Annotated in this window: 22 protein-coding genes; 12 read left to right on the forward strand and 10 right to left on the reverse strand. The window is 69.3% G+C overall.

The features are described 5' to 3' along the window. The first annotated feature begins 72 nt into the window (after positions 1-72). Genes ACVBD7_RS00085 through ACVBD7_RS00100 form a run of 4 tightly spaced genes read left to right on the forward strand, consistent with a single transcriptional unit; the run spans position 73 to position 4,245 of the window. Positions 73-1,062: a Bug family tripartite tricarboxylate transporter substrate binding protein gene (locus tag ACVBD7_RS00085; protein ID WP_458095482.1), complete on the forward strand. Its 990-nt coding sequence runs from the start codon at positions 73-75 to the stop codon at positions 1,060-1,062. A gap of 31 nt (positions 1,063-1,093) precedes the next feature. Then, a complete protein-coding gene (locus tag ACVBD7_RS00090; RefSeq protein WP_458095483.1) occupies positions 1,094-2,071 on the forward strand; it encodes a hydroxymethylglutaryl-CoA lyase in 978 nt (325 codons plus the stop codon). Continuing rightward, a complete protein-coding gene (locus tag ACVBD7_RS00095) occupies positions 2,068-3,264 on the forward strand; it encodes a CaiB/BaiF CoA transferase family protein (RefSeq protein ID WP_458095484.1) in 1,197 nt (398 codons plus the stop codon). Before ACVBD7_RS00090 ends, ACVBD7_RS00095 begins: the two co-directional genes overlap by 4 nt. 12 nt (positions 3,265-3,276) lie before the next feature. After that, complete coding sequence (locus tag ACVBD7_RS00100) at positions 3,277-4,245, forward strand: Bug family tripartite tricarboxylate transporter substrate binding protein (RefSeq protein ID WP_458095485.1); 969 nt, start codon at positions 3,277-3,279, stop codon at positions 4,243-4,245. Positions 4,246-4,535: 290 nt separating this feature from the next. Here ACVBD7_RS00100 and ACVBD7_RS00105 read toward each other — a convergent pair whose 3' ends face one another. Continuing rightward, positions 4,536-5,423 carry an NAD(P)/FAD-dependent oxidoreductase gene (locus ACVBD7_RS00105; protein ID WP_458095486.1) on the reverse strand — a complete coding sequence of 296 codons (888 nt, stop codon included), beginning with the start codon at positions 5,421-5,423 and terminating at the stop codon, positions 4,536-4,538. Next, complete coding sequence (locus ACVBD7_RS00110) at positions 5,413-5,805, reverse strand: Rrf2 family transcriptional regulator (protein ID WP_458095487.1); 393 nt, start codon at positions 5,803-5,805, stop codon at positions 5,413-5,415. The genes ACVBD7_RS00105 and ACVBD7_RS00110 overlap by 11 nt, the downstream gene beginning before the upstream one ends. A gap of 324 nt (positions 5,806-6,129) precedes the next feature. Between ACVBD7_RS00110 and ACVBD7_RS00115 the strand changes: the two genes are divergently transcribed. Continuing rightward, on the forward strand, positions 6,130-6,951 hold the full coding sequence (locus ACVBD7_RS00115; RefSeq protein ID WP_458095488.1) for an SDR family NAD(P)-dependent oxidoreductase: 822 nt from the start codon (positions 6,130-6,132) through the stop codon (positions 6,949-6,951). A 58-nt stretch (positions 6,952-7,009) separates the two neighbouring features. On the opposite strand, the gene ACVBD7_RS00120 is transcribed toward ACVBD7_RS00115, so the two are convergent. Continuing rightward, entirely contained in the window at positions 7,010-7,378 is a 369-nt protein-coding gene (locus tag ACVBD7_RS00120) for a hypothetical protein (RefSeq protein WP_458095489.1), read from the reverse strand. Between the two features lie 134 nt (positions 7,379-7,512). Between ACVBD7_RS00120 and ACVBD7_RS00125 the strand changes: the two genes are divergently transcribed. Further along, positions 7,513-7,932, forward strand: coding sequence for a hypothetical protein (locus tag ACVBD7_RS00125; protein ID WP_458095490.1), 420 nt, complete (start codon positions 7,513-7,515; stop codon positions 7,930-7,932). Between the two features lie 61 nt (positions 7,933-7,993). Here the strand turns inward: ACVBD7_RS00125 and ACVBD7_RS00130 are convergent, their stop codons facing one another. The 5 genes from ACVBD7_RS00130 to ACVBD7_RS00150 form a co-directional block, all read right to left on the reverse strand. Beyond that, positions 7,994-8,533 carry a MaoC family dehydratase gene (locus tag ACVBD7_RS00130; RefSeq protein ID WP_458095491.1) on the reverse strand — a complete coding sequence of 180 codons (540 nt, stop codon included), beginning with the start codon at positions 8,531-8,533 and terminating at the stop codon, positions 7,994-7,996. Between the two features lie 74 nt (positions 8,534-8,607). After that, positions 8,608-10,233, reverse strand: a complete 1,626-nt coding sequence (locus tag ACVBD7_RS00135) for an ABC transporter ATP-binding protein (protein ID WP_458095492.1) — start codon at positions 10,231-10,233, stop codon at positions 8,608-8,610. Continuing rightward, positions 10,230-11,066 carry an ABC transporter permease gene (locus ACVBD7_RS00140; RefSeq protein ID WP_458095493.1) on the reverse strand — a complete coding sequence of 279 codons (837 nt, stop codon included), beginning with the start codon at positions 11,064-11,066 and terminating at the stop codon, positions 10,230-10,232. Before ACVBD7_RS00140 ends, ACVBD7_RS00135 begins: the two co-directional genes overlap by 4 nt. After that, positions 11,066-12,049, reverse strand: a complete 984-nt coding sequence (locus ACVBD7_RS00145) for an ABC transporter permease (RefSeq protein WP_458095494.1) — start codon at positions 12,047-12,049, stop codon at positions 11,066-11,068. Before ACVBD7_RS00145 ends, ACVBD7_RS00140 begins: the two co-directional genes overlap by 1 nt. Positions 12,050-12,058: 9 nt before the next feature. Then, on the reverse strand, positions 12,059-13,648 hold the full coding sequence (locus tag ACVBD7_RS00150; protein WP_458095495.1) for an ABC transporter substrate-binding protein: 1,590 nt from the start codon (positions 13,646-13,648) through the stop codon (positions 12,059-12,061). Between the two features lie 239 nt (positions 13,649-13,887). On the opposite strand from ACVBD7_RS00150, the gene ACVBD7_RS00155 reads away from it, so the two are divergent. After that, positions 13,888-15,963, forward strand: coding sequence for a molybdopterin oxidoreductase family protein (locus tag ACVBD7_RS00155; RefSeq protein ID WP_458095496.1), 2,076 nt, complete (start codon positions 13,888-13,890; stop codon positions 15,961-15,963). Between the two features lie 42 nt (positions 15,964-16,005). On the opposite strand, the gene ACVBD7_RS00160 is transcribed toward ACVBD7_RS00155, so the two are convergent. Then, positions 16,006-16,776, reverse strand: coding sequence for an ion transporter (locus tag ACVBD7_RS00160; protein ID WP_458095497.1), 771 nt, complete (start codon positions 16,774-16,776; stop codon positions 16,006-16,008). A 304-nt stretch (positions 16,777-17,080) separates the two neighbouring features. Here ACVBD7_RS00160 and ACVBD7_RS00165 point away from each other — a divergent pair, with 304 nt between their 5' ends. From ACVBD7_RS00165 to ACVBD7_RS00185, 5 genes are all read left to right on the forward strand, one after another. After that, positions 17,081-18,436 (forward strand): hypothetical protein, encoded by a 1,356-nt coding sequence (locus tag ACVBD7_RS00165; RefSeq protein WP_458095498.1) that lies wholly within the window; start codon positions 17,081-17,083, stop codon positions 18,434-18,436. Positions 18,437-18,582: 146 nt separating this feature from the next. Beyond that, entirely contained in the window at positions 18,583-20,004 is a 1,422-nt protein-coding gene (fumC, locus tag ACVBD7_RS00170; RefSeq protein WP_458095499.1) for a class II fumarate hydratase, read from the forward strand. A gap of 62 nt (positions 20,005-20,066) precedes the next feature. Then, positions 20,067-20,744: a protein-L-isoaspartate(D-aspartate) O-methyltransferase gene (locus tag ACVBD7_RS00175; RefSeq protein WP_458095500.1), complete on the forward strand. Its 678-nt coding sequence runs from the start codon at positions 20,067-20,069 to the stop codon at positions 20,742-20,744. Between the two features lie 130 nt (positions 20,745-20,874). Continuing rightward, positions 20,875-21,501 (forward strand): glutathione S-transferase family protein, encoded by a 627-nt coding sequence (locus tag ACVBD7_RS00180; RefSeq protein WP_458095501.1) that lies wholly within the window; start codon positions 20,875-20,877, stop codon positions 21,499-21,501. A 92-nt stretch (positions 21,502-21,593) separates the two neighbouring features. After that, on the forward strand, positions 21,594-22,163 hold the full coding sequence (locus tag ACVBD7_RS00185; RefSeq protein ID WP_458095502.1) for a histidine phosphatase family protein: 570 nt from the start codon (positions 21,594-21,596) through the stop codon (positions 22,161-22,163). Positions 22,164-22,169: 6 nt separating this feature from the next. Here ACVBD7_RS00185 and ACVBD7_RS00190 read toward each other — a convergent pair whose 3' ends face one another. Beyond that, the gene (locus tag ACVBD7_RS00190) at positions 22,170-23,153 is read right to left on the reverse strand and encodes a Bug family tripartite tricarboxylate transporter substrate binding protein (protein ID WP_458095503.1); all 984 of its coding nucleotides are present in this window, start codon (positions 23,151-23,153) and stop codon (positions 22,170-22,172) included. Position 23,154 lies beyond the last annotated feature (1 nt).

The following is a 23,154-nucleotide window of genomic DNA, read 5'->3' on the forward strand; positions in this document are numbered from 1 at the left end:
ATATTTCTGTCAAATAGAAAATAGCGATGGTGGCGGCTCGAGCTCGGTCCTGCCCCGGCCGCAAGAGAGGGAATGCCCGTGACCCCGTACCAACTTCCCCGACGCACCCTCCTCGCGGGCGCGGGTGCCCTTGCCGCTCCCATGACCGCCCGTGCACAGACTGCCTGGCCAACAGCGCCGGTGCGGGTGGTGCTGCCATACGCCCCTGGCGGCCCCACTGATGTCATCGCCCGCCTGCTCTGCGACACGCTGTCGCAACGGCTGCCCCAGCGGGTCGTGGTGGAGAACCGGACGGGTGCAGGCGGAAATATCGGCGCCTCCGCCGTGGCCAAGTCGCGGCCGGACGGCACGACCTTTCTTTTCACCAACACCGGACACGCGGTGAACCGGGCCCTCTACACCCGGCTGGACTACGATCCCGCAAAGGATCTGACCCCCATCACCATCGTTGCCGAGAGCCCGATGGTGCTGCTCGTGCCAAACTCCTCGCCCGCGGAGACCCTCGCCGAATTTGTCACACGCGTCCGCGCGAAGCCCGGTGAGTACTCCTACGGCAGCACCGGCACCGGCGGCGCCCTCCAGCTCGTCTCGCTCCTGATCAACAAGGCGGCAGGTCTCCGGATGGAGGAGGTGCCCTACCGCGGCAGTGCACCCGCCGCGCAGGACCTCATCTCGGGGCGGTTGGAGATGCTGTACGACGCCGGGGTCACCGCCTTTCCGCTGGCCACCGCCGGCCAGGCGCGCGCCCTCGCGGTGTCGTCGGCCCAGCGCAGTGCCGTGATGCCCGACGTGCCGACGGTGGCAGAAGCGGGCTTCCCCGATGCGACCTTCTCCGTCTGGCAAGGGCTGCTGGCCCCGACCGGCACGCCGCAGCCCATCATCGATCGTCTCCAGGCGGAGATTGCGGCGGTGCTGGCGGAGGGCTCGCTCCGCACGCGCCTCGTCGAGCTCGGTGCCGAGCGCATCATCGCAAGCACGCCGGCCGAGGCACGGACCTACGTCGATGCCGAGATGGAGCGCTGGGAACGCGTGCTCCGTGAGGCTGGCGTTCGCCCGCAGTGAGATCACGAGAGATCATTCAGGAGCACGCCCCATGAGCATTCTCGTCAGCGAGGTCGGCCCGCGAGATGGGCTGCAAAGCATCCATCGCACCATGCCGACTGCGGCGAAGATCTCCTGGGTGCGCGCCCTCGCGGCCGCCGGCTTGCAGGAGATCGAGGTCGGTTCCTTCGTGAACCCCAAGAAGCTGCCCCAGATGGCGGATGCGGCGGATGTGGTCCGCGCCGCCCTGGAGATCCCGGGTCTCACGGTGCTGGCGCTGGCGCCCAACCTGCGCGGCGTACGGGCCGCGGCCGAGGCCGGGGCGCACAAGATCACCATGCCCGTATCGGCGTCGGAGCCGCACAGCATCGCCAACATCGGCATGACCCACGAGCAGGTTCTGGCCGAGGTGGCGCGGGTGATCGAGTATCGCAACGGCCTTCCCGCCGACGGCCGTCCCGCCATCGAGATCGGCGTCTCCACTGCCTTCGGCTGCACCATCGCGGGCCCTGTGAGCGAGGACTGGGTGATCGAGCTTGCTTCTCGGCTCGCGCAACTCGGGGTGGACAGTGTGGGGCTGTCGGACGGGGTGGGTTACGCCAACCCTGCGCAGGTGAAGCGCTTGTTCACCCGGCTGCTTGCGGAGCTGGGCGACAGGGCGGGCGGCGCGCACCTGCACAACACACGCGGCCAAGGCCTGGCGAACGTGGTCGCAGCTCTGGAGGTCGGGGTGACAACATTCGACGCTTCCCAGGGCGGGATCGGCGGCTGCCCCTACTCTCCGGGGGCGACCGGCAACATCGTCACCGAGGACCTGGTCTGGATGCTGGAGGCCATGGGCCACGATACCGGCGTGGATCTGGGCAGGCTGGCAGAGGCCCGGCGGGCGCTGGCGGAGGGCCTGCCAGGGGAGGCGCTCTACGGCCACCTGCCCGACGTCGGCACGGAGAAGGGCTTCTCCTACGCGGCCCGGGGCCCCGTGCCCGAGGGTACAGGGCGCAGCGCCGACGCGCGGGAGTGCGCGGCATGAGCGAGGCGCCCTTGCCGCTTGAGGGCGTGCGCGTCGTCGAGCTGACCCATATGGTGATGGGCCCGACCTGCGGCCTCGTCCTGGCCGACCTTGGTGCCGAGGTCATCAAGGTGGAACCGCACGGCAAGGGCGACCGCACGCGCTACCTGACGAGCAGCGGCACGGGCTTCTTCGCCGCCCTGTCGCGCAACAAGAAGTCGGTCCAGCTCGACACCGAGGACGAGGCGGATCGCGAGACGCTGCTCCGCCTGGTGGATGGCGCTGACGTCCTGATCGAGAACTTCCGCCCAGGCGGGCTGGAGGCGCGCGGCCTGGGTTACGAGGCGATCGCCGCCCGCAACCCGCGGCTGGTCTACTGCTCGCTCAAGGGTTTCCTGCCCGGACCGTACGAGAACCGCACCGCCCTGGACGAGGTGGTGCAGATGATGTCGGGGCTGGCCGCCATGACCGGGCCGCCCGGTCGTCCGCTGCGTGCGGGCGCCCCCGTCAACGACATGATGGGCGGGATGTTCGGCGCCATCGCGATCCTGGCCGCCCTGCGCCAGCGTGAGGCGACGGGTCGCGGCCAGCATGTGCAGGCCGGGCTGTTCGAGAATGCCGCGTTCCTTGTCTCCACCCATATGCTGCAACAGGCCATCACGGGCGCGGCGCCACCTTCCATGGCCGCCGGGCGGCGGGCCTGGGGCGTCTACGACGTGTTCACCTCCGCGGATGGCGTGCAGCTCTTCGTCGGCGTGGTGACGGAGCGGCAGTGGCAGATCTTCACCGAGGCCCTGGGCGAGCCCGCGTTGCTCGACCCGGCCTTTGCCACCAACAACGAGCGCTCCGCCGCGCGTGAGACGTTGATCCCGCTGGTGCAGACCATCCTTGGCCGCCATCCGGCCGCAGACCTGGAGATGCTTTGCGAGAAGGCGGGCCTGCCCTTTGCCCGCATCAATCAGCCCGGCGACCTCTACGAGGACCCGCACCTGATCGCGAGCGGCGCCCTGCTGCCGCTGACGCTTCCGGACGGACGCCCGACATCGGTTCCAGCCCTGCCGATCGTCTTCGGTTCCGGCCGGCTGCCGCTGCGCCATGACCTTCCCAGGCCGGGCCAGCACGATGACGAACTGCTGGCGCCGCTGCGGGGCGACATGCCAAGGGCAGCGCCAGCCACGAAGGAACGCCTGCCCACCGCCCCGGCGCAGGAATAGGGGAGAAGCGCCATGAACCGACGCACCGTCCTGCTGGCTGCTACGGGGATCGCCACCGCCGGCGGCGCCGCGGCCCAGGAGCCCTGGCCCAGCCGCCCCATTCGGCTGATCATCCCATATCCGCCGGGCGGCGGAACCGATGTCATCTCGCGGGAGATGGCGGCCCGCCTCGGCGCGCTGACCGGCTGGACCATCGTGACGGAGAACCGCCCAGGCGCGGGTGGAAACATTGGCATCGACCTGGTGGCCAAAGCAACGGACGGACACACGATCGGGATGGGCCAGACGTCGAACCTCGCGGTGAATCCGACGCTCTACGCCGCCAACATCCCCTACCAGCCCCTGCGGGATCTCGCGCTTGTCTCCCTGATCGCGTCGCAGCCAAACGTCTTTGTTGTGGCGCGGAACGCGCGCTTCCGCACCCTGCAGGACGTCGTCGCCGCGGCTCGTGCTCAGCCAGGGCGGCTGACGGCGGCGCATCCCGGCAACGGCACTGTTGGCCACCTGAGCACGGAAATGGTGGCGCTTGCCGCGCGCGTGGAGCTGACCATCGTGCCCTATCGCGGGGCAGGCCAACTCGTCACCGACATGCTGGCCGGGCGCCTGGACCTCTATTCCGCAAACCCGCTTGCAGTGAAGGGGATGCTGGACTCTGGAGAGTTGCGCGCGATCGCGGTCACCTCCGTCCAGCGGATGCGAGCTCTCCCGGATGTGCCCACCGTTGCAGAAGCCGGGTTTCCCGGTTTCGATGCGGTGAACTGGACAGGCCTCGTCGCTCCCGCGCGCACGCCAACAGCCGTCGTGACGCAGCTGAACGAGGCGGTCGGGCGCGCCCTGCGGCAGGAGGAGGTCGTGGCGCGGCTGGCGGGCGAGGGCAGCGAACCCACCCCCTCCACCCCGGAGCAGTTCCGCACCTTCCTGACAGCGGAGATCGAGAAGTGGGGCCGGGTGGTACGCGAGGCCCGTGTGCAGGCGGACTGACGGAACGACCTCGTCGGGCACCTCGGCGAGCAAAGGCACTCGGAAGAATCCGGCGAGGTCACCAACATACTTCTCGCCGACCTCGGGGTACTCGCCTTGGCGGGACGGCGCAGCATGCAACGCATGTCATGGCGAGCGCGCCGTGCGGGTGAGGGGATACCCAATCATTCTCGATAGGCAGTCGTCCGCGCTGTCGAGACGATTGGCAGCAGGTCCGCTGACGTCTTCCATTGGGCGGTAGTGCGGTGACAGTGGACCTTCGCAACGGGTCGGCGGCAGGCAGCCTCCGCTTACCCGAAGATGAGGGACTGATGGACGCCCGTGCCAGCCATGGCGCCATCACCCACCGCCAGTGATACGGACCCGGCGGCCCGCGCCGCATCGCCGCAGGCGAAAACGCCTGGGATGCTCGTCTCCTTCCGGACATCGGTCCGGATGAATGGACCCATCGGCCCCTCCTCCAGGGGACATCCCAACTGCTCCGCCAGAGAGCTTGCGAAGCCTGTGCGGGGCACCAGGAACAGTCCCGCCAGCGGGATGTTGCGGCCATCCTGGAGATGCACCGTGACCCTCTCGCCACCGATGGCGGTCACCGCTGTTTCCTCGATGGTCACCCCGCGGGCCGCGAGCGCCGCGTGCTGCTCCGCGTCGGGGGGGGCGATGCCGTTGGTGAAGAGCGTCGTCCTTCCCCATTCGGGGATCAGCATCGACTGATGGAACCAGAAGCCGTTGGTTGCCAGCACGCCGAGGTGACCCTGGTCCAGCTCGTAGCCATCGCAGTACGGGCATTGATAGACGCCGCGTCCCCAGCGCTCCTGTAGGCCAGGCACGTCCGGCAGGTTGTCGACGACGCCTGTCGCGAGCACCAGGCGTCTCGCTCTGTGTTGCTCGCCGGATCCCATGGTCACGCGGAACTTCCCGTCCTCGGCCGTCGCGGCCATTGCCTTTCCCTCAACCCAGGTCACCGTCGGATAGGCCAGGAGCTGGGCGCGAGCCTGGTCGGCGATGGCGCCCGGTGGCTGTCCGTCCTGGCACAGAAAGCCGTGGGATGCCTCGGCGAAGCGGTTGCGTCTCTGCCCCGCATCGACCACCACGACATCCTTGCGTGCCCGCGCGAGTTGGAGGGCGGCCGCCATGCCGCTGTAGCTGCCACCAACGATCACGACATCATGCAGCATGGTGCGATGCTCCCTGCTTGTGCCCGCAGGAGGCGAGGCGATGGTGGAAGTCGGCCGAGAGCGCGGCCAAGGTAACGTCGCCCAGCCGCTGAACGAGAAGTGCTTCGGCCGCCTGCATGGCATCCCGCAGGGCATCGTTCACGGCCTGCTCGACCAGGCAGGCGGGGTTCTCGGTCTTGTTGCCGATGGCGAAGACCGGCGGGGATCCAAGGGCGTCGTAGATGTCGCGCAGGGTCACGTTGCGCAGGTCGCGGGCCAGTCGCCAGCCGCCGCCATGCCCCTTCTCGGACCGGACGAACCCCATCTCACGCAGCCCTGCCATCGTGCGGCGGACCACGGCTGCGTTGGTATTCATGCACACGGCCAGAGCTTCGGAGGTCATCGGACCGTCCTGCTCGGCCATGTGGAGCAGGGCGTGCAAAATGGCGGAAAGACGACTATCACGGCTCATGTATCAACAAGTGATACATGAGGCTGTCGACGTCAAGCATTTGGCTTTCCACAAGGGTTCAACGCTCCTCCTTCAGGTGAGCGGCGACATTGGCGGTATTCCAAGACCCCGGCTTTAACGGGCTTGGCGGCATGGCTTCTCCCGGGACGTTCACGCTCGACCCCGGCATGCAGCCGTCAGCGCAGTTTCCAGGCAACCCAGCTCCGCCCCGATGCTTGGGAAGCCCGACACGGCCTGAATGGGCGGAGCACAGACATGACGACCTTCCGGAACATCCTCATCACCGGCGCCTCCGGCGGGATTGGTCGGGCGCTCACCCTCGCCTGCGCCGGTCCGGGGGTCGTGCTGCACCTGTCCGGTCGGAATGAGGGGCGACTGAACGCGGCCGCCGCAGAGGCAAGGGCCAGGGGAGCCGAGGTGCATGCGCGTCTGCTCGACGTGCGCGATGCCCCGGGCATGGCCGACTGGGTGCGAGGGGTTGGGCCTCTCGACCTGGTCGTGGCGAATGCGGGCGTGACGGCGGGCACGGGCGGGGAGCTCGAGACCGCCGATCAGTCGCGCGAGGTATTCGACGTCAATCTCGGCGGTGTGCTGAATACGGTGCAGCCCGCCCTGACGGCAATGCTGGCCCAATCGCCCGATACCGAAGGCGTGCGCGGCCGCATCGCCGTCGTCGCCTCGATGGCCATCTATGTCGCCACCCCGGGCGCACCGGCCTATGCGGCGTCGAAGATGGCCGTGGACGCATGGACCCAGGCGACGGGCGTAGTCGCGCGGCGGCACGGCATCCTCATGACCAGCTGCTGCCCTGGCTATGTCCGCAGCGGGATGACGGAGCGCAACAGCTTCAACATGCCCGGGCTGATGACGGCCGAGCAGGCCGCCGCCATCATCCTTCACGCGGCCCGGCAGGGAAGGGGACGCGTGAGCTTCCCGTTCTGGATGGCGGCGAGCGCCCGGGTCCTTGGCCTGCTGCCAGCACGGGTGCTGAGCCGTTTTCTCTCGGCGCTGCCGGGGCAGACGGCCGTGGCCTATATGCGCGGGCCCGATGGCCAGGACCGCGCCGGGCCGAGCTAGCCGGGCCGCCTCTCAGCGCGGGCCGTCGCCCGCCGATCCCGGGGAGGATGAGTGTTCGTCACGCGGGTGCCCCACCGAGGCCGGAACGCACCCGCTCCACCCGCCGGGCATCCCTTGCCGCAACGGCCAGGACGGCACTGGCGTCATCGAGGGTGGCCGCGAGGGCGGCCGCGAAGTCGGGGCCGCCCATCTCGCGACGCGCGAGGCGGTCGAGCACGGCGGCAACCCGCTCACCTTCGGCGGTCCGATCCACGGTGAACACGCGCAGGGTCCACCCCTCGATCTTCGGAACGGCGGCCAGGGCGGCCCGCTTGAGCGCGGCGCGGATATCCGTATCCGCAGCCAGACGGAAGGTCCGGCCCGCATCGCGGATCTCCGCGCCGTAGGAGCGGACACGGACGAGGCGGGACAGGGCGGGGTCGGTCATCACGCCAGCTTGCCACGCCGTGTCGCGGCACGAACAGTGGGGCACCGGGATGCGGGCGAGTGCATGGCGCCTCGACCTCTCCCTCCCCGGCCGGAAATGGCCTATGGGGCGCGCTTCCGATCCAGCGAGTTCCGATGCGACACGAACAAGGCGCAGCGACGCAGCCCTCGGCCCTCCAGGGGCTGGGAGACCGCCTGGAGGCCGCAGTGCTCGAGGCCACGGCGAAGGTGGAGCATCTTAAGGCCGCTCTCGCCGCACAGTCCCGCCAGACCGAGGCGCTGGAACAGCAGGCCGCCGAGCTCGAGAGGCAGCTTGCCATTTCGGAAGCGAGGATTGCCGTCGAGACGATGCACTCCGCCGGCCTTGCGGCCCAGGCGTCGCATCTGATGGCCGTCGCGGTCGAGGCCGACCTGCCAGCCCTGTCCGAGCTGATGGAGGAAAGGACCGTCGATGGCGGAGCCACGACCCGCCTGACGGAGATCTACGACGCGGCCTTCGATGCCAAGGCCGCCGAACTCGGCATCGAGGATCCTGCCCGCTTCCGGGACGGGTAGGGCCAAGCCGGCCGCTGCCGTTGCAGAGACCGCGCCGCGGCGAGCGGAGCCCGCCAGGAGGTCAGTCCGGCTCGCCCGGGGGAGCAGCGATGGCCGCCGGGTGCCGCCGGATGAGATACCGGTGCCGCCCATCCAGGACCAGCAGGCCATCCTGATTGTGGACGGTGCTGCGTAGCCCGAGCACGCCGGTCGTCCGGTTCGGCGTGATCTCGTCGACCTCCAGCGCCGGGTAGAGCGTGTCCCCCACGAAAACGGGACGCAGGAAGCGGCTGGACTGCTCGAGGAAGGCCTTGAGCGAATCCTGCACGAGATGCGGGAACAAGCCCGCGCCCGCCGCGGTCTGAATGGCCACCTGATAGCCATGGGCCAGCATGTCGGGCAGGCCGTGGGCCCGGCAATAGGCGCGATCATAGTGGATGGGATGGTTGTCGCCGCTGGCCGCCTGGAAGGCGAGGAAGATGGCCTCTGTCATGGTGCGGCTCGGCAACGGGAAGCGCTCGCCGAGCCGGAAGTCGTCGAACCAGCGCTGCTCCGCCACCATCCGGTGCGCGCGGGGGTCAAAGCGCGTCGTGGTCGGAGGGTCGGCGCTTCTGTCTTCCATCAACCATCGCCTCCTTGTCGTCCCGCCCGCCAGGATCCGGGCCAGGGCGGACCGTGCCAAGGGGACGGGCTACGTCATATCTGCCCGGTTGCCCGCGGCATCCAGCCACGCCCCGGTATGCTGTCCAGCAAGGTCCGGGTGTAGGCGTGGGCGGGCGCCTGAAAGACCTGCCCGGTTGGTCCCTGCTCCACGATCGTGCCGCGCTGCATCACGGCCACCCGGTCGCAGATCTCCGCCGCCACGCGCAAGTCGTGCGTGATGAAGAGCATTGTCAGGCCAAGGCGCTTACGGATGTCGGCCAGAAGCTCCAGCACCTGCGCCTGCACGGACACGTCCAGTGCCGAGACGGGCTCGTCCGCGATCAGCAGCTCCGGCTCCATCGCCAGGGCACGGGCCAGGCCGATGCGCTGCCGCTGCCCGCCCGAGAACTCGTGCGGGTACCGGTCCATCACGCCGGGATCGAGCTGCACCAGGCGCAGCAGGTCCCGCGCACGCCCCAGCGCCACGGCACGCGAGACGCCGTGGGTGACGGGCCCTTCCGCGATCGCGTCACCGACCGAACGGCGCGGGTTGAGCGAGGCGTACGGGTCTTGAAAGACCATCTGGATGCGGTGGCGGAAGGGCTTCCAGCCCGTGCGGCTCAGCGGGCGCAGATCGGTGCCGTGAAAGAGGATCTCGCCCTCCTCGGGCCGCACCAGCCGGACCAGCATGCGCGCCAGGGTGGACTTGCCCGAGCCGCTCTCGCCCACGATCCCTAGCGTCTCCCCGCGATGGAGGGCGAGGTCGGCATCCTGCACAGCGGGGAAGGACTGTCCCTTGCCGAACAGGCCGCCGCCGCGGTGATAGGTCTTGCGGACCCCCTTCAGCGTCAGGATCGGTGCGCCCGGTTCCGCCAACTTCCGCACCGGCGCCGTTCCCTTCGGCACGGCGGCGATGAGCGAGCGGGTGTAGTCGTGCCGCGGCGCGTTCAGCACCTGGTCGGCCGTGCCGCTCTCGACGATGCGGCCATGCTGCATCACCGCCACCCGATCGGCGATTTCCGCCACCACGCCGAAATCATGGGTGATGAACATCACGCCCGTGCCGCGACGGGTCTGCACCTCGCGGATCAGGCGGAGGATCTGCATCTGCGTTGTCACGTCGAGCGCGGTGGTCGGCTCGTCCGCGATCAGCAGGGCAGGCTCCAGCGCCAGCGCCATGGCGATCATCACGCGCTGGCGCTGCCCGCCGGAGAGGCGGAAGGGGTAGGACCGCGCCAGGCGCGCGGGGTCCGGCAGGTTCACGGCCGCCAGAAGCTCCGGCACGCGCCGCGCCGCATCGGCGCCGGCGCCGTGCACGCGCAGCACCTCCGCGATCTGGTCTCCCACCCGCATCAGAGGGTTCAGCGCGGTCATCGGCTCCTGGAAGATCATGGCAACACGCGAGCCGCGCAGGCGCCGCATTGCCTCGGGCGAGGCCTTCAGCAGGTCCTGGCCCTCGAACAGGATGCGCCCCGATTGCACCGGCAGGCCCGGTGGCAGCAGCCCCATGGCGGCGTTGGCCGTCATCGACTTGCCCGAGCCGCTCTCCCCCACCACGCAGAGGATCTCGCCCGGCGCGACGGCGAGGGTGATGCCCTCGATGGCGTGGGGGCGGTCGCCGCCGGGAGGAAGGCCGATCGTGAGGCCCTCGACGGAGAGCAGGCTCCCAGGGGAACTCATCGGGTGCCCCGCTTCCGCAGCCTTGGGTTCATTGCATCGGACAGGCCCTCTCCGATCAGGTTCAGTGCGAGGACGGTGAGAAAGATGGCGATGCCCGGAAAGACGCTCATCCACCAGGCCAGCTGGAGCACGGAGCGGCCCGAGCCGATGAGGAAGCCCCAGGACATGAGGTTGGGGTCCCCCAGCCCGAGGAAGGAGAGCGAGCTCTCCAGCAGGATGGCGCTGGCCGTGTTGAGGGAGGCGAGCACGATGATCGGCGAGAGGGCGTTGGGCAGGATGTCCGTGACCGCAATCGAGAGCGGCCCCTTGCCCAGCACTTCCGCCGCCTGCACGAACTCCCGCCCGCGAAGGGACAGGAACTCCGCCCTTACCACCCGCGCCACGGGCGGCCAGGAGACGATGGCGATGGCCGCGACGATGGAGGTGATGGAGGGCGTGAAGATGGCCACAAGCAGGATGGCTAGCACGAAGGACGGGATGGTCTGGAAGAACTCGGTGAAGCGCATCACCAGGTCGTCCACGACGCCGCCCAGGTAACCGGCGGCCGCGCCGAGAGCGACGCCGAACAGGATGGAGACGGCGGTTGCCACCACGCCCACCAGCAGCGAGACCCGCGCGCCATAGGCGATCCCGGCCGCGACATCGCGTCCCAGGCTGTCCGAACCGAGCAGCATGCCGTCCTCCCCGGGTGGAGAGAACGGCGCGCCCGCCATGTCCCAGGGCGAGCCGGGAAACAGAATGGGGGCGAGCAGCGCGACCGCGATCACGGCGGCCAGCACCACGGCGCCGACCACCGCGCCAGGGTGGCGCGCGAACCGACGGAGGAGGTTCATCACGCCATCTCCACGCGCGGATCGACAATGGCGTAGAGCAGGTCAGTCAGGACGTTGAAGGCCACCACGACGACGGAGGTGACGAAGAAGACGCCCATGAGAACCTGATAGTCGCGGGCCAGCAGCGCCTCGAAGGCCAGTCGCCCGATGCCGGGCCAGGCGAAGACCGTCTCGACGAGGATAGAGCCGCCCACGAGCTGCCCGGCCTGAATCCCCGCGAAGGTAATAACCGGCAGCAGGGCATTGCGGAGGATGTGGGAGCGTAGCACGCGGCCCTCCGGCACGCCCTTGGCGCGGGCGGTTTTCACGAAGTCCTGGTCCGCCACCTCCAGCATCGTCGCCCGCGTCAGCCGGGCATAAACCGCGAGATAGAAGAGGCCGAGCGTCAGCGAGGGCAGGATAAGGTGCCGCGCCACATCGAGCGCGAGGGCGAGCCCGGTGGCGTTCAGCCCCGGGTCACTCATCCCGAAGCCCGGCAGCCAGTTCAGCGTGACGCTGAACAGCAGCACGAGCATCAGCCCGACCCAGAAGAGGGGAGTGGCATAGAAGGCGAGCGCGACGACGGTGATGACGCTGTCGGCCCAGGTTCCGACGCGCCGCGCGGCCAGCGCTCCCATGGCGACGCCGCCCGCAATGGCGACGAGGAAGGCGGCACCGGTGAGGATAAGCGTCGCGGGAAGCCGATCCGCGATCAGGGCGGCAACGGGTGTCTGCTGGCGGTGGCTGAAGCCCAGGTCGAGCTGCAGCACGCCCTTGAGATAGATCCAGAGCTGCGTCGTCAGCGGCTGGTCCAGGCCGAACTGGCGGCGGAGCTGCTCCATGTATTGCGGGTCCGCCGCACCGGACTGCCCGGCCATGACGGTCGCCGGATCACCCGGCGCCGCATGGATCAGGAGGAAGTTGCAGACCACGATCGCGAGGATGACCGCGACCGACTTCAGTGCCCGGCGCAGTAGGAAGCCGGGCAGGCGCGACCATTCCATGGGCCGGCGTCAGGAGGCGAGGAAGACGTCGTCGTAGGAGGCGTGATTGCCGGTGCCGAGCTGCACGGCGTTGCGCAGCCGCCGGTCCGTCACGGTCGGGTAGTTCACCTCCACCACCCAGAGCAACGGCATGTCCTCGACAAGCAGCTTCTGCGCCTCCGAGAAGGCGGCGCGCCGTTCCTCTTCGGTGCCGGAGGTGCGGCCCTTGAGGAAGAGCTCGTCCACCCGAGGATTGGAGTAGCCGGAGGTGTTGGTGAAGAGGATCTTTTGGATGTTGGAGGTGACGTAGCTGCGCTCCACCCCGAGCGTCGGGTCGCCGAACTGATAGAGGACGTTGGAGGTCGTCTCGAAATCCCAGTTCGCGACGCGCGAACCCCAGGTTCCGGCATCGGTGGATTCCAGCGTCACCTCGAAGCCGATCTGGCGCATGGCTTGGCGGAAGTACTCGCCCATGCGGTTCCAGATCTCGCCATAGGGCGGGATGACATGTTTGAAGGAGCCGCGGATGCCCTGGGCGTTGGGGCGCAGCCCGGCCTCGTCCAGCAGGGCGCGGGCCGTGGCCAGGTCGAAGGCTCCGACCCGGGCGCTGCCATCGTAGAAGCGGGTGGTGGAGGAGACGGGGCCGGTGGCGGCCTTGCCCAGCCCGAACCAGAGGCGGTTGACGATGAAGTTGCGGTCCAGCGCCAGGCTCATCGCCTGACGCACGCGCTTGTCGTCGAAGGGCTTCACCCGATGGTTCGGCTCGTACCAGAACATGGGAGAGAAGTACTCCCAGCCCTTGGTCGTTACCTCCAGGTTCGATGCCTGGCGGAGGGCAGGGATGTCGAAGGGCTCGATATCGGTGGCGGTCGACATCTGCACCTGCCCACCCGTCAGCGCGACACGGCGGCTCTGCCCGTCCGGCACCACACGCCAGAGAATGCCGTCGAGATAGGGCTGGCCGGGCTTCCAGTACTCCTCGTACCGCTCCATCCGGACGAAGTTGCCGCGCTGCCACTCGACGAAGCGGAACGGGCCGGTGCCGATGGGCCTGGCATTGGCGGGGTTCGCCCGGATGTCGCTGCCGTCATAGACGTGCTTTGCGACGATCGGCAGGGCGGTCGCGTCGAAGCACAGCAGAAAAGGCTGGAAGGGCTGCTTCAGGACGAAGCGCACCGTATGCGCGTCGGGCGCCGTCGCCTCCGCGATGCCGGAGAGGACGCCGCGCAGCCGGGGCGCAACCTCCCGGTTGAAGGTCATGACGGAGTAGATGACATCGGCGGCGGTGAAGGGGCGACCGTCATGCCATTTCACGTTCTCCTGCAGCCGGAACACGTATTCCAGCCCGTCCGGGCTGACCGTCCAGCTCTTCGCCAGCTCGGGCATCGGCTCCAGGGTCGGCGAGAACTTCAGCAGGCCCTGCGTGATCTTGGTGCCCTGGATCAGGGTTGGCGTCTGATTGTTGACGCCGATCTGCAGGACGGGCGGCTCGGGGTTCAGGATGACGTTGAGGATGCCGCCCCGCCGGGGCTGGATGCCCTGGGCGAGCGCCTGGGATGCGCTGAGAAGAACGGGGGCGGAAGCGGCTCCCGAAAGGAGATTGCGGCGCGTCAGGCCCATCGCGTCAACTCCGTCTGGTTCGTGCGAGGCTAGACGTCGATGCGGTGCACAAGGAAGGGGCCGCGCAAGAATATTTGGGCTTCAAGGCACACGGCTTGCATTCGTGCTGGGCAACGTGCCTCCGGCGCGGGCGGGATTGTACTGGCATCCAACTGGCTCCTCGGCCTAGGAGGATGGTTCAGCCCACCGCCACGCTGGTTACCCGACGACGCGAATGAGCCAGCTCATGGGAGCGATGCATGCCTGAGACCCGCGCATCCGTCTGCCCGCACGACTGCCCGAGCACCTGCGCCCTGGAGGTGGAGGTGCTGGATCGGCACACTATCGGCACCGTGCGCGGGGCGGACAACCCGTACACGGCGGGCGTCATCTGCAACAAGGTGATGCGCTACGCCGAGCGCGTGCATCACCCCGACCGCGTGCTGTACCCCATGCTGCGGGACGGCCCGAAGGGCAGCGGCCTGTTCCGCCGCATCACCTGGGACGAGGCGCTGGACCGCATCGTCGCCAGTGTCACCGAGGTGGCGGCCCGCCACGGCACGCAGGCGGTGTGGCCCTACTCCTCGGCAGGCACCATGGGGCTGGTGAACCGGGATGGGATCTTCCGCCTGCGCCACGCCATGCGATGGTCCGGCCGCAAAGGCACCATCTGCTCCACCATTGCCGCCGCGGGCTGGACGGCAGGGTGCGGCCGGGTGACGGGCGTGGACCCGCGGGAGATGGCGCGGGCCGACCTGAACGTCCTCTGGGGCACCAATCCGGTGTCCACCCAGGTCAACGTCATGACCCATGTCACCCGTGCCCGGAAGGAGCGGGGGGCGAAGCTGGTGGTGATCGACCCCTACCGCACAGGCTCCGCGGCCGCGGCCGACATGCACCTCGCACTCCGGCCGGGCACCGATGCGGCGCTCGCCTGCGCCGTGATGCACTGCGCCTTCCGCGACGGGTACGCCGATCGCGACTACATGGCGCGCCTCGCGGACGACCCGGCGGCGCTGGAAGCTCATCTGGCCACGCGAGGGCCGGAATGGGCCGCGCCAATCACGGGGCTGACGGTGCAGTCGATTGAGGAGTTCGCCGCGCTCTACAACGGCACGCCGCGGGCCTATATCCGCGCGGGCTTCGGCTTCACCCGCGGGCGCAACGGCGCCGTCTCCATGCACGCGGTCACCTGCATGCCGACCGTCACCGGCAAGTGGCAGCACGAGGGCGGGGGTGCACTGTGGAACAACCGCGGCATCTTTGCCTGGGACAAGTCCCTGATCGAGGGCTCGGGCTGGCGCGATACCGCCGTGCGCGAGCTGGATATGAGCCGTATCGCCAGCATCCTCACGAACGACCCGGAGGCGCTGCATGGCGGCCCGCCCGTCCACGCACTGCTGGTCCAGAGCGGCAATCCCGCCTCGGTCTGCCCCGACAGCAACCGCGTGCGCGACGGGCTCCTGCGCGAGGACCTGTTCACCGTGGTGCACGAGCAGTTCATGACGGAGACGGCCCGCTATGCCGACATCCTGCTGCCCGCCACCACCTTCCTGGAGCATGACGATATCTACCAGGCCGGCGGGCACAGCCACGTCCAGATCGGGCGGCAGGTGATCGAGCCGCCGGGCGAGGCGCGTTCCAACCACGACCTCGTCTGCGCCCTCGCGCAGCGCCTCGGGCTGGACGACCACAGCTTTCGCATGTCCGGGCTGGAGCTGGCCGACGCGACGCTGCGCGCCTCCGGCTATCCAGGCGCCGCGGAGATGACGGAGCGCCGCTGGCTGGACGTGCAGCCCCCATTCGAGCGCGCGCATTTCCTCGACGGCTTCGGCCATCCCGACGGGCGCTTTCGCTTCCGTGCGGACTGGCGCGCGCTGGGCGACATCGAGGGGAAGCTGCCCGGGTTGCCGGACTGGGTGCCGCTGGTGGACCTGGCGACGGAGGAGCGGCCCATGCGCCTCGTCGCGGCCCCTGCGCGCCAGTTCCTGAACTCGACCTTCACCGAGACGCCGAACGCCCGCAAACGGGAGGGACGCCCGCAGGCGTTGATCGCTCCCGAGGACGCCGCCCGCTATGGCATCGCCGACGGTGCGCTCATGCGCCTCGGCAACGCGCGTGGCGAGGTGGTGCTGCACGCCCGTCACGTGCCCGGCCAAACCCCCGGAACGGTGGTGGTCGAGAGCATCTGGCCCGCGGCCTCCTTCGGTGGGGCGGGCCACGGAATCAACGTGCTGACCAGCGACGATGCCGCCTTGCCCGCGGGCGGTGCTGTCTTCCACGACACGGCCGTCTGGATGCGGGCGGAGGAGACGGTGGCGCTCGCGGCCGAATGACGCTGGGCGGAGGAGGCCCCGGCGCTCGTGCCGGGGATCTCCCTAGTCTCGCCCGGCCCGCAGTGCCGCGATTTCCGTCCGAAGCGCGCGCAGCTCGGACATGAGCATCTGGCTGTCGGCATGGGCGGCCGATGCGGCGGCGTCCGTGGCGGCCTGCGCCGCCTCGGCATCGGCGCTCTCGCGCGTTTCCCGCAGCGTCTGAATGCTCTCGACGATGACGCCGAGAAACAGGTTCAGCACCACGAAGGTGGAGATGACAATGAAGGGGATGAAGAACAGCAGCGCCAGGGCGTGATGCTCCATCGCGGGCTTCACGATGTCCTCGACCCAGCCTTCCAGGGTCATCAGCTGGAACAGGGTGAAGACGGAGGCGCCGAGGGTTCCGAATTTTTCCGGCATGACCTCGCCGAACAGCTTGGTCGTCATCACGCCCGAGACGTAGAACATCAGGCCCATAAGCAGCACGATGCTGCCCATTCCCGGAAGCGCCGCCAGCATCGCCTCGACGACGTTGCGCAAGGACGGAACGACCGAGAGCAGGCGGAGCACCCGCAGCACGCGCAGTGACCGGAGAACGGCCAGGTCACCGCCCGAAGGTGCCCATGAGATGCCGATGATGGCCAGGTCGAAGAGCCCCCATGGGTCGCGGAAAAAGCGACTGCGGAAGGCAAAGATCCGCAGAGCCAGCTCGGCCGAGAACAGCCAGAGCAGGGTGCTGTCGACGAATTCCAGCACCGGCCCGAAGGATGCCATGGCGGTGGCGGAGGTCTCCAGCCCCAGGGTGACGGCATTGAGCAGGATGAGCGCCGTCACGGTCCGCTGAAACCTGGGCGACACGACCATCCGGGCAACGCGCGCACGCAGATCAGGGGCGGCGTCCTTCGCCAGTAATGCTTCCTGCAAGGCGTCCTCTTCGATTACGTGCAGTTAATGTGGACGCGGGAAATCCCAGGTCGTGCGCCTGAGCGCAAGAGGCCTCTGGCCCGGGGGAGGGGGTGGCGAAGTGGGCCCGGATACGCGGCCATTCACGCAGGCGCGCCCGCCCCGTAGCTCGCGGCGCGATTGAGGGCAGGCGCTGCGGGGGGCATAACCCCTGGCTTATCTCGGGACATCTGCCATGCCGGACCAAATGGACGCCATCGTCGATACGGCGGCGGAGCTGGCCGCGGATGTCGCGGGGGATCTCGACGCCGTGCTCCTCACCCATTTCGCCGATGCGGAGACGCTCGACACGCTGCGACCTGGCGAGACCGACATCGACACCAGCCTGGCCGTGAACAGGGCCGTCGCGGCCGAGATGATCGACGGGGGTGTCGAGGTATTCGTGCAGCGGGCCGACAGGGGCGCCTTCCGGCGCTGGATGCAGGGACGGGCGGAAACGCCGGAGAACCGTCGCGCCTGGATCGACCGCGAGCGCCTGCTCCGGGGTGAGGCGGCCCTGAAGCTGCTCGGCCTCCGGCCGGCGGGTTCGCCTCGCCCTGCCCCCCGCTTCGACACATCCCCCGGCCCCACGGCGGACAGGCTTCTCGCCGCATTTGTCGCGGGCGAGGATGGCGAGCTCGACGCGCTTGCCCAGGACCTCCTCTCCGCAGGACGGGACGACGTTCTCGACCTCGCGGTCCGGAAGGCCGCCGAGCGGCACGGGGAGCAGAACGCGGACGAGATCGCCGAGGCGCTGGCATCGATCGGGGCGGGGGGCGCTGTAGGGCCCTCCGGCTGGGCCGAGCTGGTCGCCCTTCCTGTTGCCCTCCCGCCCGGGCAGCTGCCGGACGCGGCCTCCATCGGGAAAGGCCTGGTCGCGTCCGGCGCGGTCGAGGAGACGCTCGAGGTCCGGTTCCTGGCCGGCTGGCGCTCCCCCGAAGCCCTTGCCGGCCTGTCACCCGGTGCCTTCCGGCGCGTGCTCCTGGACATGCTCGCCGGCGCTGAGCCGCGCGACCTGCCGCCGGGCGATGCCGAGGAACTGGCAAGGCGCGGCTTCGGTGTGCTTCTCGGCCTGCAGATCGACTGGGACATTCCGGTCTGGGAGGAGATCGCCGCGCAGGGCGGCCTTCCCGCCCCGGACGAGGACGATGAAGGCGACACGCCGGAGGAGGCGCGCGCCGCCGCGCTCTTCGACGGCTGGCGGGGCGCGGTTTTCGAGGCGAGCGGGGGCTGCGTGCCCCTAGCCCTGGTACCCCCGACCGAGGTGGAGGCCGAGATCGCTGAATTCCTCGACGAGGCCGGGGCGCAGACCGGCGGGATCGAGGACATCGTGGACCTCGTGGCCAGGGCACGGCGCGAGGCCGGGGAAGAGGAGGTCGTCTGCCGCCTGGAGATCATCGGCGAGGGGCTGGAAATGTCGCTCTACACCGCGGGGGGACGGTTCCTGGACGGCATGACCCTGGAGGCGGATCGGCTGCCGGCCAAGGCCGTGGAGATGCCGGGGCTGATCGGCAATCTCGTGCGGGTGGTGAAAGACGCCCCCGGCCGCTAGGCCTCACGGCTCATGGCCGCCTGCATCATCGGGTCGTGATCCCCGATCACCGCTCCGGCTGTTGAGCGCCGGGCCGGGCCGGGCCAGCTATCCGTCCGATAGGATCGGGCGCCCCATCGGGCTCCCGGCCCCCAGCGGAGGACAGGATGGCGCAAGAGAACAGCCCGGCGGCGGGGTACCGGACCGAAACGGACTCCATGGGCGAGGTCCAGGTCCCCGCCGATCGCCTCTGGGGCGCCCAGACCCAGCGTTCCCGCGTGAACTTCCCCATCGGCGTCGATCGCTTCCGCTTCGGCCGGCCGGTGATCCGCGCGCTCGGCATCCTGAAAAAGGCCGCGGCCCAGGCGAATGCCGAGCTCGGCCAGCTGCCCCGGGACCGGGCCGACCTCATCGTCCGCGCGGCGCAGGAGGTGATCGAGGGCAAATGGGATGCCGAGTTCCCCCTGGTGGTCTTCCAGACCGGCTCCGGCACTCAGACCAACATGAACGCCAACGAGGTGATCGCGAACCGCGCGATCCAGATCGCGGGCGGCCAGCTCGGCTCCAAGAAGCCGGTGCATCCGAACGATGACGTGAACCACAGCCAGTCCTCGAACGACACCTTTCCCACCGCCATGCACATCGCGGCGGTGGAGGTGATGGCTGAGGTCACGGTGCCCGCCGTGCGCCAGCTGCGCGACACGCTGGACGCAAAGGCCCGCCGGTTCGGCCATGTGGTGATGGTCGGCCGTACCCATCTGCAGGACGCGACGCCGGTGACGCTGGGCCAGGTGATCGGCGGCTGGGTCGCGCAGCTGGACGACTGCATCGCAACCGTCGAGCACGCGCTGAGCGGCCTGTACAAGCTGGCCATCGGCGGCACCGCGGTGGGCACCGGGCTGAACGCGCATCCCGCCTTCGGCGACACCGCGGCGGGCTACATCGCAAGGGAGACGGGCCGTCCCTTCGTCTCCGCGCCGAACAAGTTCGCGGCGCTCTCCGCGCATGATGATCTGGTGAACGCCAGCGCCTCGCTCCGCACTCTCGCCGGCGCGCTCATGAAGATCGCCAACGACGTGCGCTGGTACGCCTGCGGCCCGCGCGCCGGCTTCGCCGAGCTGCGCATCCCCGAGAACGAGCCCGGCTCCTCCATCATGCCCGGCAAGGTGAACCCGACGCAGAGCGAGGCGATGACGATGGTCGCCGTGCAGGTCTTCGGCAACGACGCCGCAGTGGCCTTTGCCGGCAGCCAGGGCAACTTCCAGCTCAACGTCTACAAGCCCGTCATGGTGCACAACGTGCTGGAATCGGCCGAGCTGATCGCCGATGCCTGCCGCGCCTTCGACGAGCACTGCGCCGGGGGCATCGAGCCGAACGAGGGCCGCATCCGCGAGCATCTGGAGAACTCGCTGATGCTCGTTACCGCCCTCAACCCGCATATCGGCTACGAGAATTCGGCCAAGATCGCGATGACCGCCTATCGCGACGAGACGACGCTGCGCGAGGCGGCACTGAAGCTCGGCCATGTCACGGGCGAGCAGTTCGACGCGTGGGTGCGCGCCGAGGAGATGACCGGCCCGAAGGCGTGATCCCCGGTCCGCCCCGCTTGCGTCGCGCAAGCGGGGCGGACCGAACAGAGGAGGCCATCGCGATGAAGCCGCTGACCGACAGGCACCTGGCCGTGCTGCGCCGGCACATGGTGGAGCTGATCTCGGTACATGCCGAGGTGCTGGACGAGGAGATCGGCAAGCCCTCTCTCGATGTCAGGGTGCTGGCCGCCATGCAGCGCGTGCCCCGCCACCTCTTCGTGCCCCCGGCGCTCGCGGCCGTCGCCTATCAGGACACGCCCCTGCCCATCGGTTTCGACAAGACGATCTCGCAGCCCTTCATCTGCGCCGTGATGACCGATCTCCTGGCCCCCGGCCACGATGATGTCGTGCTCGAGATCGGCACCGGCCTCGGCTACCAGACGGCGCTTCTGGCGGAACTCTCTAAAGAGGTCTGGACCGTGGAGATTGTCGAGGAGTTCTCCACCCAGGCCGAGACGCTGCTGAACGAGCTCGGCTACGCCAATCTCGGTTTCCGAGTGGGTGACGGATCCCGCGGCTGGGCCGAGCACGCCCCCTACGACCGGATCATGCTGACTGCCGCGCCGGAGCGCGTGCCTTCCGTCCTCCTGGACCAGCTTCGGCCCGGCGGTCGCATGGTCCTGCCCGTCGGCCCGGCAGAGGCACAGAAGCTGACGGTGATCGACAAGGATGCCGGCGGCGAGATCCAGGCCCGTGAGATCATCCCTGTCCGCTTCAGCAGCCTGGAGACGGTCCTCTGAGCCCAGCGCGCCTGCCCCTGGCCGGAACCCTGAGATAACCGCCCGCCACCCCTTCAACCCCGGCCCGTTTCCGGCCACCCTCCGCCCGCCTGTCCCGCCCCATCTGCCCAGCACGGCCGAGGAATCCGCCATGAAGCTCTACTACTCGCCCGCCGCCTGCTCCGTCGGCATCCACATCCTGCTCGAGGAGATCGGCAAGCCCTACGAGCTGTCCCTCGTCGACCTGAAGAACGGCGCCCAGAGCAAGCCCGAATTCGTGGCGGTGAACCCTAAGTCGAAGGTCCCGGCGCTGGATCTCGGCGATGGCGGCCCCGTGCTCACCGAGTTCCCGGCCATCGCCACCTACCTCGCCAATGCCTTCCCCGAGGCGAATCTCGCCCCGAAGGATCCGATCGGCCAGGCCCGCGCGCTCGAGGCGGTGGACTACATCACCGGGACCGTCCACCCGCACGCCTTCACGCGCCAGTTCCGTCCCTACAACTTCTCCCAGCGGGAGGAGGACTATCCGAAGGCCGTCGAGCAGGCCCGCGCCAATGCGGAAAAGTTCTTCGGCCTCGTGGAGCAGAACTGGGCCGGCGACACCTGGGCCCTGCCGCACGGCTTCTCCATCGCCGATACCGCGCTGTTCTTCGTCGAGTACTGGCATGTCCGCCGCGTCGGCCAGACCCTGCCGCCGAAGCTGGACCGCCATTTCAAGGCGATGCTGGAGCGCCCGGCCGTGAAGCGCACGCTGGAGCAGGAAGGCCTGGCCGCCTGATCCACCCGCGCGCGTCCCTAACCCCGAGATAGGAAAGGGGCCGGGTCCGGCGGATGCCCAGCATCCGGCCGGCCCGGCCTTTTCAACGGCCCATGACCGAACCCAACCCCGTCCCCTTCTGGTTCCTTCGTCACGGCGAGACGGACTGGAACGCCCGAATGCTCTCCCAGGGCCAGGTGGACATCCCGCTGAACGAGGTCGGCCTCGCCCAGGCCGCGCGCGCGGCGGATGCGCTGGTGGGGAAGGGCATCCGCGCCATCCATGCCAGCACGCTCACCCGCGCCCGCGTCACCGCCGAGATCGTGGCCGCCCGGCTGCAGCTTCCCATCACTCTCGATGACGAGCTGCAGGAATGCGCCTTCGGGGTGCAGGAAGGGCAGGAGATGTCCGGCTGGTTCCAGGATTGGATCGACGGTACCGCCACCCCCGAGGGTGCCGAGCCCTTCGCCGTTCTGCGCGAGCGGGCCGTGCGCGCCATCAACCGCGCCACCGCCCATCCCGGCCCGATGCTGGTGGTGGCCCATGGCGCCCTCTGGCGCGCCTTCCGCTGGGCGGCGGGGCTGGAGGCGAATATCCGTACCCCCAACGCCCTGCCGCTGCTGGTCGAGCCACCCGTCGGCGAGACGGGCTGGCGCCTCACACCCGCCGAACTCGGGGGGTAGAGCCGGCTAATCCGCCCGGATGTTGGCGCGCCGGATCACTGGCTCCAGCGTCCGCTTCTCGGCATCCACCAGGGCCGCAAAGGCCTGCGGGCCCTGGCCGCCCAGGATCGTGCCCTGCTCGGCCAGCCGCCCGCCGATCGCGGGGTCGCGCAACGCGGCCGCGACCGCCTCCGCGACCGTCGCGATCACCTGATCGGGCGTCCCCGCCGGCGCCGCCATGCCGAAGGAGGTGCCGAAGACGAAGCCGGGCACCCCGGCTTCGGCGGTGGTGGGCACATCCGGCAACTGCGGCAGGCGATTCTCCGTGGCCACAGCGAGCGGCCGCACGGAATTGCCGCGGATCTGGCCGAGGATGTTCGGCACGTTGTCGATCACCAGGTCGATGTTCCCCGAGACGAGGTCGGTCACCGCCGGCGCCGCACCACGATACGGCACGTGCTGGATCTCCGTCCCCGTCGCGCCCTTGAACAGCTCCAGCGCCAAGTGGAGGCTGCTGCCCGCGCCCGCGGAACCGGCGGTGAGTTGCCCCGGCCGGTCCTTGGCCGCAGCCACCAGCGCGCCCAGGTTGCGCCAGGGCCGCGCATTCGCCACGCACACCACCTTCGGCGTCGTCGCCAACAGGGTGATGGGCGCGAAAGCCGTGTTGGTGTCGTAGGGCATGGCCGGATAAATGAACTGGTTCACCGCCAGCGGCCCCATGGAGGAGGCGAGCAGGGTGTAGCCATCCGGCGCCGCCTTGGCGACGAGATCGGCGCCGATATTGCCGCCCGCCCCGGTGCGGTTGTCCACCAAGAAGGGCTGCCCGAATTTCGCGGCAAGCGACTGGGAAACCGAGCGCGCCAGCGTGTCCACCAGCCCGCCCGGCGGGAAGGGAACCACGATGCGCACGGGCTTGGTAGGGTATCCCGTGCCCTGCGCGCGCAGCGCGGGCGCCACCAGGACCGCCGGAATGGCCGCCAGCGCCGCGCGGCGGGTGATGGTGATGCGCATG

The organism is Roseomonas sp. WA12, from assembly GCF_054165765.1.

Bases quoted from the DNA above. Each gene is read 5' to 3' on its own strand.
- ACVBD7_RS00140 (WP_458095493.1), bottom strand. From the start codon at position 11,066: ATGAACCTCCTCCGTCGGTTCGCGCGCCACCCTGGCGCGGTGGTCGGC.
- ACVBD7_RS00150 (WP_458095495.1), bottom strand. From the start codon at position 13,648: ATGGGCCTGACGCGCCGCAATCTCCTTTCGGGAGCCGCTTCCGCCCCC.
- fumC (WP_458095499.1), top strand. From the start codon at position 18,583: ATGGCGCAAGAGAACAGCCCGGCGGCGGGGTACCGGACCGAAACGGAC.
- ACVBD7_RS00185 (WP_458095502.1), top strand. From the start codon at position 21,594: ATGACCGAACCCAACCCCGTCCCCTTCTGGTTCCTTCGTCACGGCGAG.
- ACVBD7_RS00155 (WP_458095496.1), top strand. From the start codon at position 13,888: ATGCCTGAGACCCGCGCATCCGTCTGCCCGCACGACTGCCCGAGCACC.
- ACVBD7_RS00085 (WP_458095482.1), top strand. From the start codon at position 73: ATGCCCGTGACCCCGTACCAACTTCCCCGACGCACCCTCCTCGCGGGC.
- ACVBD7_RS00145 (WP_458095494.1), bottom strand. From the start codon at position 12,049: ATGGAATGGTCGCGCCTGCCCGGCTTCCTACTGCGCCGGGCACTGAAG.
- ACVBD7_RS00095 (WP_458095484.1), top strand. From the start codon at position 2,068: ATGAGCGAGGCGCCCTTGCCGCTTGAGGGCGTGCGCGTCGTCGAGCTG.
- ACVBD7_RS00090 (WP_458095483.1), top strand. From the start codon at position 1,094: ATGAGCATTCTCGTCAGCGAGGTCGGCCCGCGAGATGGGCTGCAAAGC.
- ACVBD7_RS00180 (WP_458095501.1), top strand. From the start codon at position 20,875: ATGAAGCTCTACTACTCGCCCGCCGCCTGCTCCGTCGGCATCCACATC.
- ACVBD7_RS00175 (WP_458095500.1), top strand. From the start codon at position 20,067: ATGAAGCCGCTGACCGACAGGCACCTGGCCGTGCTGCGCCGGCACATG.
- ACVBD7_RS00125 (WP_458095490.1), top strand. From the start codon at position 7,513: ATGCGACACGAACAAGGCGCAGCGACGCAGCCCTCGGCCCTCCAGGGG.
- ACVBD7_RS00135 (WP_458095492.1), bottom strand. From the start codon at position 10,233: ATGAGTTCCCCTGGGAGCCTGCTCTCCGTCGAGGGCCTCACGATCGGC.
- ACVBD7_RS00105 (WP_458095486.1), bottom strand. From the start codon at position 5,423: ATGCTGCATGATGTCGTGATCGTTGGTGGCAGCTACAGCGGCATGGCG.
- ACVBD7_RS00130 (WP_458095491.1), bottom strand. From the start codon at position 8,533: ATGGAAGACAGAAGCGCCGACCCTCCGACCACGACGCGCTTTGACCCC.
- ACVBD7_RS00100 (WP_458095485.1), top strand. From the start codon at position 3,277: ATGAACCGACGCACCGTCCTGCTGGCTGCTACGGGGATCGCCACCGCC.
- ACVBD7_RS00165 (WP_458095498.1), top strand. From the start codon at position 17,081: ATGCCGGACCAAATGGACGCCATCGTCGATACGGCGGCGGAGCTGGCC.
- ACVBD7_RS00190 (WP_458095503.1), bottom strand. From the start codon at position 23,153: ATGCGCATCACCATCACCCGCCGCGCGGCGCTGGCGGCCATTCCGGCG.
- ACVBD7_RS00115 (WP_458095488.1), top strand. From the start codon at position 6,130: ATGACGACCTTCCGGAACATCCTCATCACCGGCGCCTCCGGCGGGATT.
- ACVBD7_RS00110 (WP_458095487.1), bottom strand. From the start codon at position 5,805: ATGACCTCCGAAGCTCTGGCCGTGTGCATGAATACCAACGCAGCCGTG.
- ACVBD7_RS00120 (WP_458095489.1), bottom strand. From the start codon at position 7,378: ATGACCGACCCCGCCCTGTCCCGCCTCGTCCGTGTCCGCTCCTACGGC.